This window comes from Nocardia sp. NPDC049149, from assembly GCF_043197455.1.
GTDB lineage: Bacteria > Actinomycetota > Actinomycetes > Mycobacteriales > Mycobacteriaceae > Nocardia.
In genome coordinates, this window is sequence record NZ_JBICTD010000002.1 from 687,870 (window position 1) to 699,920 (window position 12,051).

11 protein-coding genes are annotated in these 12,051 nt (G+C 64.9%); 10 read left to right on the forward strand and 1 reads right to left on the reverse strand.

Annotated elements, in window-relative coordinates; all coding sequences use genetic code 11:
* The 3 genes from ACGFNJ_RS08860 (at position 1) to ACGFNJ_RS08870 (ending at position 2,261) form a co-directional block, all read left to right on the forward strand.
* A complete protein-coding gene (locus ACGFNJ_RS08860; protein ID WP_393445070.1) occupies positions 1 to 1,371 on the forward strand; it encodes a hypothetical protein in 1,371 nt (456 codons plus the stop codon).
* Complete coding sequence (locus tag ACGFNJ_RS08865) at positions 1,371 to 1,682, forward strand: hypothetical protein (RefSeq protein WP_393445072.1); 312 nt, start codon at positions 1,371 to 1,373, stop codon at positions 1,680 to 1,682. Before ACGFNJ_RS08860 ends, ACGFNJ_RS08865 begins: the two co-directional genes overlap by 1 nt.
* A gap of 228 nt (positions 1,683 to 1,910) precedes the next feature.
* Positions 1,911 to 2,261 (forward strand): pentapeptide repeat-containing protein, encoded by a 351-nt coding sequence (locus ACGFNJ_RS08870; protein ID WP_393445074.1) that lies wholly within the window; start codon positions 1,911 to 1,913, stop codon positions 2,259 to 2,261.
* A 527-nt stretch (positions 2,262 to 2,788) separates the two neighbouring features.
* Here the strand turns inward: ACGFNJ_RS08870 and ACGFNJ_RS08875 are convergent.
* Positions 2,789 to 3,433, reverse strand: a complete 645-nt coding sequence (locus tag ACGFNJ_RS08875; protein ID WP_393445911.1) for a TetR/AcrR family transcriptional regulator — start codon at positions 3,431 to 3,433, stop codon at positions 2,789 to 2,791.
* 74 nt (positions 3,434 to 3,507) lie between these two features.
* Here ACGFNJ_RS08875 and ACGFNJ_RS08880 point away from each other — a divergent pair, with 74 nt between their 5' ends.
* From ACGFNJ_RS08880 to ACGFNJ_RS08910, 7 genes are all read left to right on the forward strand, one after another.
* On the forward strand, positions 3,508 to 5,052 hold the full coding sequence (locus ACGFNJ_RS08880; protein ID WP_393445077.1) for a flavin-containing monooxygenase: 1,545 nt from the start codon (positions 3,508 to 3,510) through the stop codon (positions 5,050 to 5,052).
* A complete protein-coding gene (locus ACGFNJ_RS08885; RefSeq protein ID WP_393445079.1) occupies positions 5,049 to 5,879 on the forward strand; it encodes an SDR family NAD(P)-dependent oxidoreductase in 831 nt (276 codons plus the stop codon). The genes ACGFNJ_RS08880 and ACGFNJ_RS08885 overlap by 4 nt, the downstream gene beginning before the upstream one ends.
* Before the next feature lie 14 nt (positions 5,880 to 5,893).
* Positions 5,894 to 6,808, forward strand: a complete 915-nt coding sequence (locus ACGFNJ_RS08890; protein WP_393445081.1) for an alpha/beta hydrolase — start codon at positions 5,894 to 5,896, stop codon at positions 6,806 to 6,808.
* Positions 6,809 to 6,925: 117 nt separating this feature from the next.
* Positions 6,926 to 8,719 carry an AMP-dependent synthetase/ligase gene (locus ACGFNJ_RS08895; protein ID WP_393445083.1) on the forward strand — a complete coding sequence of 598 codons (1,794 nt, stop codon included), beginning with the start codon at positions 6,926 to 6,928 and terminating at the stop codon, positions 8,717 to 8,719.
* A 122-nt stretch (positions 8,720 to 8,841) separates the two neighbouring features.
* The gene (locus tag ACGFNJ_RS08900) at positions 8,842 to 9,492 is read left to right on the forward strand and encodes a hypothetical protein (RefSeq protein WP_393445085.1); all 651 of its coding nucleotides are present in this window, start codon (positions 8,842 to 8,844) and stop codon (positions 9,490 to 9,492) included.
* Between the two features lie 65 nt (positions 9,493 to 9,557).
* Positions 9,558 to 11,300, forward strand: a complete 1,743-nt coding sequence (locus tag ACGFNJ_RS08905; RefSeq protein WP_393445087.1) for a molybdopterin-dependent oxidoreductase — start codon at positions 9,558 to 9,560, stop codon at positions 11,298 to 11,300.
* An 84-nt stretch (positions 11,301 to 11,384) separates the two neighbouring features.
* Positions 11,385 to 12,011 (forward strand): Uma2 family endonuclease, encoded by a 627-nt coding sequence (locus tag ACGFNJ_RS08910; protein ID WP_393445090.1) that lies wholly within the window; start codon positions 11,385 to 11,387, stop codon positions 12,009 to 12,011.
* Positions 12,012 to 12,051: the final 40 nt, after the last annotated feature.

Consider the following 12,051-nt stretch of genomic DNA (forward strand, 5'->3'; position numbering starts at 1 on the left):
ATGTTGGTCATCGACTGGGAGGTCTATTACGACGCCGCCAGGAGATGCCACGACCTCGCGGCCGACCTGCGCCGCGCCGACAAGCCCGTGCACGACGCGGTCAAAGGTGAATGCGCGGGCATGGCGGGAGACGCTCCCGGCTGCAAGGAATGGGGGCTGAAATACGACACCACCGCCAGGGACACGATGCAGGCCTGCACGAACCTGGCCGACGCGCTCACCAACTTCGGTTACATCCTGTACGCGACCGGCTACAACTGGGCCGTCAGCAATCAGAGCAATCCGATGCCGCAGTATCCCGGCGTTCGCGAGATGTCCGAATACAAAGTATCGATCCCGAGCTCCGTGCGCGACAACGGAATCGGGATCGATCGCCACGGTGGCGTCCAGGAACTCTTCGATCTGCTGATCGCGCAGATCCTCGAGCAATTCGGCAAACTCCCCAACGGTGATGTCGACAAACTCGCCAAGGCGTCCTCGACCTGGAACACCTTCGCCAAACACGACACCATCACCGGTGCCCCCGCCCGCATCAACACCATCATCGGCCTGTTCGACACCATCCAAGACAAGAACGGTCTCCCCGCACTCATCGGCCGGCTCGAAACCCTCCGCGGCGGAGCCGACCAGGTGCTGGCCGCGTCGCAGAACCTCGCAGGCCCGGTCGCCGACTACCACACCAACACGGTCTCGGTCCGCGACAACATCCAATCCTCAATCACCCAGGCCGAGTGGGCAATCGGCATCACCGTCGGCATCGCAATAGTGGGCGCCCTCTTCACCTTCGGCAGCAGCGCAGCGGCAGGTGCAGGCGGTGTCGGCGTAATCGTCACCAACACGATCAACACCATCCGCACCGTCTACCAAGGAAGCAACCTTCTCAAAGTCGTCGGCCTCACCGCCGCAGCAGCAGGCGCCGTAGGAGTCATCACCTCCTTCGACAAAGTCCCCGACCTCGGCACCACCCTCACCTCCCTCGCCGGAATCATCGCGATGAAGGTGCTCATAGATAATGACAACGGCAGCAACGGCAATGCAGGCAAGGACGGCGAACCCGAAGAGGATCGCAGCCACGAACTACCCAATGTTCGCGACCCGAAGGAATTCGACCCACAGATTCTCGCGGGCAAGAGCCAGGAGGAAGTTGCTGCGGGGATCCCCCACAAGTGGGTCGGCTCGCCCAGCAAGAGCGGAGATGGCACCGTCTATCGAGATCCGGACAATTTTGGTCGACAGATCCGAATCATGCCAGGGTACACAGAAGGAAATCGACCAGACCCGTTGACCCACGGCCCATATGCCGAGGTATCGCAGAATGGGAAGACAACTAAGATCCCCCTCCAAGGCAACCCAACGCTGGGAGAGAACTAATGGAAGAGTCAGCTGCCGCGCAATGGTTGATGCAGGAGGCGGTAGACCACCTGAGAGAAGACAATCTCGGGGTCTACGAATTACTGTGGCTGCTACGAGGTTCCACGTTCGAACTCGCGGAAGACGCCGCTGAACGCCTGGCTCGGGCAACCGCGGTGGAGCTGGTGTCAACGCATTCGGCAAAGCTCGTCCGGATGAAGTGGCCTACGAATGAGATCACCTCACGAGATGTCCCCGACACCGAACTGTATGCCGACAATATTTTCGAGCCAGGCGAGACAGGCGCATACCTCGCTTTGACCTCCACATAATCCGCATAAATAGCGGAGGCGCACAATTGAACGGACCGACTGCACCCACCTCAATGCTATTGGGCCAGATGACATTCCGATCGCAGCACATTTGGCCAAGTTGCGCCGCAGACTGAACTAGCCCTCGCGGCCCGTCAGCTGACAATCCCGATTGGCAAGGAAAGGTGGTTTGGGGCCGATGACCGAGCTCGGTGGACGGTCGCGTGACAGTGGGCCGACCTGCGGAAGGTGCAGGGCCGTGGCTGCAAGGCGAATGAAGCGGTCGTTCGTGAATCGCAGTTGCAGGGAGCGGTTTTCGAGGACGCCGACTTTCGCGGAGCGGACCTCAGCGACTCGAACCTGATCGATGCGACCTTTACCGGAACCGATCTGCGCGGCGCGAACATCAGCCGATGTCGCTTGGGCTGGACCGATTTCTCGAACTGCAGGATGAGCGAGACCGAGGTAACCGGTGCCGTCGGCACAATTCTCGGCCCCATCAACATCGGCTCGACCGAGCCGCGTCTCCTCAACGGCACCGAACTCGCAGAATGGTTCGCCGTTCACGGGGCACCCGATGTCGACCTGCACGCAAACTGACAACGGCGGGTTTCATGGTCAAAGACTCAAATCTGCACTCGCTCTGTGGATTCGCACTGGTTCTGGGCGTCCAGAAGCGGTGCGGATCCACAGAGGGTGTGCGAATCTCGGCGTCAGGGCAGAGCCAGCCGCGGTTACCGACCGCAGAGGCGCCCCCTGATCCCGGCGTGTGGGATCAGGGGGCGGGTTCCACACCGAGTGGGCACTGACGGCGGGGGCTACTCGGCCGATGCCGCCACCAGTGCCCCATGATCAACCGACCAACTCCTGACGACGACAGCCCGGCGCCGAGTTGCGAGGCGGCTGGGTTGGCACGGACGGTGTATGCGTTGCGGCGCATGCCTATTGGCGAGTTTGGGCCGGAGGAATTCAGAGTTCTACTGGACCGCAGATCCAGAGTGTGCCGTACTCCTGGCGGAGATTGGCGAGAAGGTCAGGGACAGTGACGAATTGAGGCGAGACTTTGCGCCGCACGAGGAGATTCGGACAGCTTTGCGGACCGTTGCGGGCCAGTCGTACAGCGGCGACTAACCCGGCAATGCCTCCGGCGTCGACCCACGCAATGCCGCCATCAGCACGGGGCTGAGGGTGAGTGAGGGTAGGGATTCGACTAGTAGGTCGATGAGTTGGGTGCGGGTGATGGGCTTTTCGCTCATCCAGGTGAGGATGGTTTCCTCGACGAACGCCATCCAGCCGCGCAGGGCGAGGGTGAGGCGGGGGCGGTCGGGGTCGTCGTCCGCGATGGGCGCCTCGGCGAGGACGAGTTCGGCGATGGCGCTGCGGGATTCGTTGACGTAGGTGAGCATGCCTGGATAGACGCTGGATGGTCCGCGCAGGATCGCGCGGTAGGCGGCGCCGTTCTCTTCGACGTAGTCGACGTATCGCTCGACGGAGTCGCGCAACATGTCGAACAGCCCGAGGCTGTGGTTCGGCGCGATCGCGGTCAGGAACTCGACGCTGACGTGCCGCGCGATGGCCTCGTGGAAGTCGTGCTTGGAGTCGAAGTAGTGGAACAGCAGCCCACGCGAGATGCCTGCCTGCTTGGCGATCTCTTCGACGGAGATGTCCTCCAGCGCTCGCTCGGCCAGCAGTTCGGCGCCGAGGGTGATCAGTTGTAAGCGGCGCTCGTCCGGGCTGAGCCGGACACGCTTGGTTTCTCCCGATCGACTCATGGTCACACCGACATCCTACTGAACGTGATTCAATACTGTTGACTGCTGCTCAATAAGGATCTACGCTCGGGTATATGAGTCGCAAGGTTACAGACAAAGCTGTCGACGCCCGACCCACCCGCCACCACAAGACGATCATCATCGGCAGTGGGTTCGCCGGCCTGGGCCTGGCCATTCGACTGAGTCAGCAGGGTCGTGACGACTACCTCGTCCTGGAACGCGGCAGCGATGTCGGCGGCACCTGGCGGGACAACACCTACCCTGGCGCGGCCTGCGATGTCCCGTCGCACCTGTACTCGTATTCCTTCGCGCTCAACCCGAACTGGTCGCGCTCGTTCTCCCGCCAAGGCGAGATCCAGCAGTACATCCAGGCCGTCGCCGAGAAGTACCAGGTGCGCGACAAGCACCTCTTCGACTGCGACGTGACCAGCGCCCGCTGGAACGACACCGCCGCCCACTGGGAAATCGAGTCGAGCAAGGGCAGCTTCACCGCCGACACCGTGGTCTCCGCGATCGGCGCACTGTGCGAGCCCGCACTGCCGGACATCAAGGGCATCAACGACTTCCAGGGCGAGATCTTCCATTCGGCCCGCTGGAACCACGACGCGGACCTGACCGGTAAGCGCGTCGCGATCATCGGCACCGGCGCCTCCGCCATCCAGATCGTCCCCGCGATCGCGGACAAGGTCGCCAGTCTCGACGTCTACCAGCGCACCGCACCGTGGCTGCTCCCCCGCCTCGACCGGCCGTACACCGCACCGGAAAAGCTGGCCTTCAAATACCTGCCCGGCGTCCAACGCCTTTCCCGCGCAGCCATTTACGCGGCCAGGGAGACCCAGGTCGTCGGCCTGGCCAAGTTCCCGGCGCTGATGCAGGCCTTCGAGCTCATCGCCAGGGCCAAGCTGCGCTACGAGGTGCCCGATCCCGAGCTGCGCGCGAAGGTCACCCCGAACTTCCGGATCGGCTGCAAGCGGATGCTGATCTCGAACAACTACTACCCCGCGCTCGGCCGCGACCACGTGGACGTGATCACCGACGGCATCGCCGAGGTGCGCGCGAACTCGATCGTCGCCAAGGACGGCACCGAACGCGAGATCGACGCCCTGGTGGTGGCGACCGGCTTCCACGTCACCGACTCGCCGACCTACAACACCATCGCAGGCCGCGACGGCCGCACCCTCAGCGAGGTGTTCGACGAGATCGGCCAGCAGGGCTACAAGGGGTCGGCGGTCGCCAACTTCCCCAACATGTTCTTCCTGCTCGGCCCGAACGTCGGCCTCGGCCACACCTCGATGGTCTTCATGATCGAATCGCAGATCAACTACATCGCGGACGCGCTGGCCACCATCGACCGGCAGAACTTGCGCACCGTCGAGGTGCGCCGCGATGTGCAGGACGACTTCAACAAGGACCTGCAGCAGAAGCTGAGCAAGAGTGTCTGGATCAACGGCGGCTGCGCCAGCTGGTATCTGGACAAGCACGGCAACAACACGACACTGTGGCCCGACTTCACCTTCGAGTTCCGTAGGCTGACCAAAACATTCGACGTGGCGGCCTATGCGACGACTTCTGTATCCGACCCGTCCCGAACCGAGCTGAAAGTGGGGGCTCCCCAGTGAGCAATGACGCTTACTTCAAAGACAAAGTCTGTGTGATCACCGGAGCAGGCTCCGGTATCGGTCGCGCACTCGCCGAAAACTTGGCCAAGCGCGGCGCGAAGCTGGCACTGTCCGACATCGACACCGACGGCCTCGCCGAAACGGTGCGGATCGTCGAAAAGCTCGGCGCCGACGTGAAATCCGATCGCATCAACGTCGCCGAGCGCGAAGCCGTCCTGCTCTACGCGGACGCGGTGAAGGCGCATTACGGCAAGGTGCACCAGATCTACAACAACGCAGGCATCGCCTACCACGGTGACGTGATCAAGTCCGAATTCAAGGACATCGAACGCATCATGGACGTCGACTTCTGGGGCGTCGTCAACGGCACGAAGGCGTTCCTGCCGCACCTGATGGAGTCCGGTGCAGGCCACGTCGTCAACGTCTCCAGCCTGTTCGGCCTGATCGCGGTGCCCGGCCAAAGCGCGTACAACTCGGCCAAATTCGCGGTCCGCGGATTCACCGAGGCGCTGCGCCAGGAAATGCTCGTCGGCAAGCACCCGGTCAAGGTCACCTGTGTGCACCCCGGCGGCATCAAGACCGCCGTCGCGCGCAACTCGACCTACGCCGAAGGCATCGACGGCAAGAAGGCGGCCGCGCTGTTCGACTCGAAGCTGGCCATGCACTCGCCGGAGATGGCCGCGCAGACCATCACCGAGGGCGTACGAAAGGGACACGGACGGGTGCTGATCGGCTGGGAAGCCAAGCTGCTCGACGTGTTCGTCCGCGTCACCGCCTCCGGCTACCAGCGCATCGCTGCCGTCGTGAACCGCCCGTTCCTTCCCTGATTCGAGCAAAACCCATGCGGGACATCACTCTTCCGCTGCCGGTCGCACGGACGGTACTGCGTCCGATCTTCCGGGGCATCCTGAATTCCCGGCTGCCGTGGCAGTGGCAGCGCCGCCTGATGGAGATCGGCTCGGTGGCACAGTTGGTGCCATCGGGCACCACCATCGACCGAATCCGTCTCGGCGGCAGGCCCGCTGAGCGGATCACCGCGACCGCGAAGCCCGTCGGTGCGGTGCTGTATCTGCACGGCGGCGGCTACGCGGTCGGCTCTGCGGCCACCCACCGCGCGCTGACGGCGCGGCTCGCGCGCGAAACCGGTTCGACCGTTTACGTTCTCGACTACCGATTAGCGCCGGAGCACCCGTTCCCCGCCGCACTCGACGACGCCGAGGCGGCGTTTCTCGAGCTGGTCGACACCCATGGCTACCGCCCCGACCAGATCGCCTTGTCCGGCGATTCCGCGGGCGGCGGCCTGTCCATGGCCACCGCACAGCGGCTGATCGCTCGGCACGGGCACACGCCAGCCGCGCTCGGCCTGATCGCGCCGTGGTCGGATCCGAACCAGGTCCCCGAACGCGCCGCCGACCTGGTGATCAACCGGCCGTGGTCGCGGGCCTGCGCCGCCGCGTATCTCGGCGGCGGCGATTCGAGTGATCCTGGTTACGCCCCGCTCACCGGGGTATTGGTCGGCCTGCCACCGACCTACGTCCAGGTCGACGTCGACGAACTACTGCACGGGCAATGCGGGGACTTGGTCGCCGCGCTCTGTGCCGCGGGCGTGCACGTCCGGTTCACCGAAAGCGTAGGCCTGTGGCATGTCTCGCAACTGCAAGCCTCGCTGGTCGCCCCGGCCGCGGCGGTGCTCAGCGAACTGGCCGCGTTCCTGCGGGAGGCGCTGCAGCCGGTCGACATCCGAGATTTAGGATGAGGACGGAGCTGATCTGCACTCGGCGTCACGCACAGATCCGTATCCGGTGGTCGACCTCACGGCCCTGACACAGGTGTCGTAGATTACTGACGAGTAAACCCACGTGGAAGGGCAGTGATGCGCGAGTTCGAAGTCCCGGCTTCCTACACCATCCCGGAAGACGCGAACAATTCCGACAATGTCTTCCGGCATGCCGAAGAGTCGCCCGACGTGGTGCTGTTCAACGTGCCGAACGGCAACGGCGGTTTGCGGGACGTCACCGCCGCTGAGTTCGCCAAGACCGTGACCGGCGTCGCCAAGGGACTGATCGCCTCCGGCATCGAACTCGGCGACCGCGTCGCCATCATGGCCCCCACCCGCTTCGAGTGGGCCGTGCTCGACTTCGCGATCTGGGCGGCCGGCGGCTGCACCGTCGCCATCTACGACAGCTCCGCGGCCGAGCAGGCCAAGTGGATCCTGCAGGACTCCGCGACCAAGCTGCTGATCGTCGACGCCGACAAGCACCGCACGGTCATCAACGAGATCGCGGCGGGTGAGCTGCCTGATCTGAAGGAAACCCTGCAGATCGACAAGGGTGCGGTCGACGAACTGACCACCCGCGGCGCCGACCTGGACGACCAGGCCGTGCACGACCGCCGCAAGCAGGTCAACGCGAACTCGCCTGCCACCCTGATCTACACCTCGGGCACCACCGGGCGGCCCAAGGGCGTGATGCTCTCGCACGCCAACCTGTACGCCGAATCCCGGTCGGACCGGATCGCGTTCAGCGAGTTCCTCAAGCCTGGCAAGAAGACGCTGATGTTCCTGCCGCTGGCGCACATCCTCGCCCGCGCGGTCGCGCTGGCCGTGTTCGACGCCAAAGCGATCATCTTGCACACCTCCGACTGGTCCACCCTCGTCGACCAATTCGGCAGCTACAAGCCGCATTTCATCCTCTCGGTGCCGCGGGTGTTCGAGAAGGTGTTCAACGGCGCGAAGCAGAAGGCGCACGACGGCGGCAAGGGCAAGATCTTCGACGCGGCCGCCGACACCGCGATCGCATGGAGCGAATCGCTCGACAACGGCGGCCCCGGCCTGGTGCTCAAGCTCAAGCACGCGCTGTTCGACAAGCTCGTCTACAGCAAGCTGCGGGTCGCACTCGGCGGCCGGTGCGAGGCCTCGATCTCCGGCGGCGGCCCGCTCGGCGCCCGCCTCGGCCACTTCTTCCGTGGCGTCGGCGTCACGATCTACGAGGGCTACGGCCTCACCGAGACCACCGCCGCCATCACCGTGAACACCCCGAACAACATCCGGGTCGGCTCGGTCGGCCAGCCGATCGAGGGCCACAGCGTCAAGATCGCCGAAGACGGCGAGCTGCTGCTGCGCGGGCTGGTCGTGTTCGACGGCTACTGGGGCAACGCCGAAGCCACCGAGGACGCCTTCGTCGACGGCTGGTTCAAGACCGGCGACCTCGGCGCCGTCGACGCGGACGGGTTCGTCACGATCACCGGCCGCAAGAAGGAAATCATCGTCACCGCGGGCGGCAAGAACGTCTCCCCTGGCGTACTCGAGGATTCGCTGCGGGCACACCCGCTGATCAGCCAGGTGATGGTGGTCGGCGACGGCCAGCCGTTCATCGGTGCGCTGATCACTCTCGATCAGGAAGCGCTGCCCGGCTGGCAGAAGAACCACAACGTGCCCGCCGACACCCCGATCGAGAAGCTGATCGAGAACCCGGCACTGACCGCCGAGATCGACGCCGCGGTCGCCGAGACCAACAAGAAGGTCTCGCACGCCGAGGCGATCAAGAAGTACCGCATCCTGCCGGTCGATTGGACCGAGGAGACCGGCGAGCTCACCCCGAAGCAGTCGCTCAAGCGCGCCGTCGCGATGAAGCAGCACGCCGACGACGTAGCCAAGATCTACTCCTGAGTTCACGCACCGGCGCTGTCCGCGAGTTTCGCTCGCGGGCAGCGCCTTTCGCGTGTTCTGGGACATGAACGACCAGGGGGCGTTCAATGGAGCTCAGGTCTTCGAGGACAGGGAGGGTTCTCATGAACGCGGCTGAGCTGCTCGACGAAATTCAGGCGGAACTCGCGCCACACGACGACGACAACCGGCTGGTGCCGCTGATCGCGGCAGGTAAGGCGCCGCGGGCGGTGTTCGCCGCGCTCGCCGCGGAGGAACGATGGATCACCCGCAGCGACTGGCGCAGTTTCCACGAAATGGCCTCGCGCGCAGACGATCCCGACGCACGGACATTCTTCGGCACGCTTGCGCCCGGTGAACGGCAGGCCTACGCGATGCTGGACGCGTTGATCGCGGCCGCCGGGCCGGACCCAGGCACTGACCTGCCGAGGGCGGGCTGCCAGGCGTATCCGGCGTTCGTCGCGTGGCTGGCGTTGCACGGCGAATCGGCCGCGACCGCCGCCGGGATCTACGCCAATTTCGCGGCATTCGGCACGTACTGCGGGATCGTCGCGGCCGCGATGCGCGAACACTACGGATTCGACGATGCCGCGTGTGCCTTCTTCGACTTCTTCGCCGCGGACGTGCCCGAGATCGGGCAGCAGGCGCTGGTCGCCATTCAGGCCGGGCTCGACGCCGAGCGCCTGGATCTCGAAGCGGCCCACCGGTACGCGCGGCTCTTCCAGCATTACGAGTTGCTGTTCTGGAACACCCTCGCCGACGAATTCGCCGAATAGCGCGGCGGAGCGCACGTCACCAAATGGTCATATTGTCGGGCTGAACAGGCAGTACGCTCGAATTCATGGCCGAACTGCGATTGCGTTCGCCCGCACTGCGGGTGGTGGCCGGGATCGTCTCGGCAGGCGTGACGCTCGGCGTCGCAGAACTGCTCGCGGCGTTCCTCGGCGCCGACAGCGCTCCCCTCAACGCCCTCGGCGCGACCGTCGTCGACCACACGCCCGACGGTGTTCGGGAATGGGCCATCAGCACGTTCGGCACCAGCGACAAGACGGTGCTGTATGTCTGCATGGCGGTGGTTGCGCTGGTGGTCGCCGGGCTGGCGGGGGCGATCGAAAGGACCACGCGGGCTGCGGGTTCGGTGCTGCTCGGGGTTTTCGGAGTGGTGGCGACCCTGGTCGCTGTGGGGCGCACCGGTGTGGCGGGGGCGCTGCCGACGATCGTCGGGGTTGTCGCGGGGATCTATACGCTGCGGGTGTTGACGCGACGGATCGAGGAGGCGCAACAGGCTGATGCCGAAAGCTCAGGGTCCGCGGACAGTCCGGCGCCGCAGTCGTCGACCGGTCTCAGCGGTATCGCGGCCGACCGGTCCGCCGGTGAAATAGACAGCGCTGGAACGAAATCTGCCGACGGAGTGGGTGCATTGACCGAGGGGACAGCGGATCCAGCGGCGACCACCAGACCAGCACCGCAGCAGCCAGCGACGACATCCGGCGTCACCGCAGACCCCGCCGCAACACCACAGCGGCGACGGGTCTTGCAGGGGTTGGCGATTGCGGGCGGCTTGGCCATCGTCACCGGGACGGCGGGGCGGCTGCTCGGAGTATCGCGGCGGGACGTGTCCGGCGAGCGCGCCGCGGTGGAATTGCCGCAACCGGTCGCGCCCGAGACGCCGATCGCGCCGGGGGCCGATCTGCAGGTGCCGGGACTGACGCCGTACCTGACGTCGAGTTCGGATTTCTATCGCATCGACACCGCGCTGATCGTGCCGCAGGTGTCCAAGGACAGCTGGTCGCTGCGCATCCACGGCATGGTGGATCGGGAAATCCGGCTCACCTGGGCGGATTTGGCGCATCGTGCGGTCGAAGAGCATCTGGTGACGTTGGCGTGCGTATCCAATCCGGTCGGCGGCGACCTGATCGGCAACGCCCGCTGGCTCGGCTATCGGCTCGATGCGCTGCTCGCCGAGGCAGGCCCGCATCCCGACGCCGACATGGTGCTGTCGCACAGCACCGACGGCTGGACCGCGGGCACCCCGCTGGCCGCGCTCACCGACGGCAGGGACGCACTGCTCGCGGTCGGTATGAACGGCGAACCGCTGCCCGTCACGCACGGCTATCCGGCCAGGCTGGTGGTGCCCGGCCTCTACGGTTATGTCTCCGCAACCAAGTGGGTCACCGAATTGGAGGTCACCCGCTTCGATCGGGCTACCGCCTACTGGACACGCCGAGGCTGGTCCGCGCTCGGCCCGATCAAGACCGGCACCCGCATCGACACTCCACGCCCGCGCGGCCGAATCAAACAGGGCCGCACCACCATCGCCGGTGTCGCCTGGGCCCAGCACCGCGGCATCCGCGCCGTCGAAGTCCAAATCGACAACGGCAACTGGCAACCCGCCCGCCTCGCCGACGAACTCTCCATCGACACCTGGCGCCAATGGGTCTTCGACTGGGATGCCACCCCCGGCCCCCACACCATCCGCGCCCGCAGCACCGACGCCACCGGCGAAGTCCAAACCGCCGAACGCCGCGATGTCGTCCCCGACGGCGCCACCGGCCACCCCACCGTCACCTTCCAGGTCGCCTGACGACCTACCGACATCCGACAACGTCTGTGCTGGTCACCGGGATAGGGTCGGTTTGAATCCATTGCCCGCCCAGAGGAGCGCCGCATGTCTGCTGTATTCGATTGGGCCAGAGAAGAGAATCTGCAGCCGGAACCGATCACAGTGGAGATCTGGAAAAAACTTCCAGAAGCGTTCTGCCGCCTCGTTGAAGTCGTGAACGGGGAAGCTGTCCGAGCCGAATCGCCGACACGTCGGCACCAAAAGGCGGCACGCCGGATCGCGGACCTGATCGAAACCGCAGCTGAGGCACACATGAACCGCCACCAAGACGGCTGCTTGGACGTCGACACCGACTTCGATGTCCTGCTCTGGGAATTTCCCAACGCCACGATCAGACGGCCTGATGTCGCCCTTTTCGACCGTGCGCCCGAGGATCTTCGCCCCCTACCCGCCGCGGGTGTGAAGCTCGCTGTCGAGGTTGTGTCGCCAACGTCTGAGAAAATCGACGTCGCTGAGAAACGCGCCGAATATGCGCTCGCGGGTATCCCTTGGTACTGGATTGTCTGGACAGAGGACAACCAGGTCGCATCCATCGCAATCCATGTTCTCGATCATGCACAGGGTCAATACCGGCTCCATGAGGTGCTGGAGCCGACTAGCACCGAGACCGTGGTCGACATGCCGATTCGGATACGGATCGACTGGACGTTGCTTTCTGAGCTTGTTCGTTGACCAGTATCTCGTAAACCCGCTGACACCTGGTGCCCCGCAA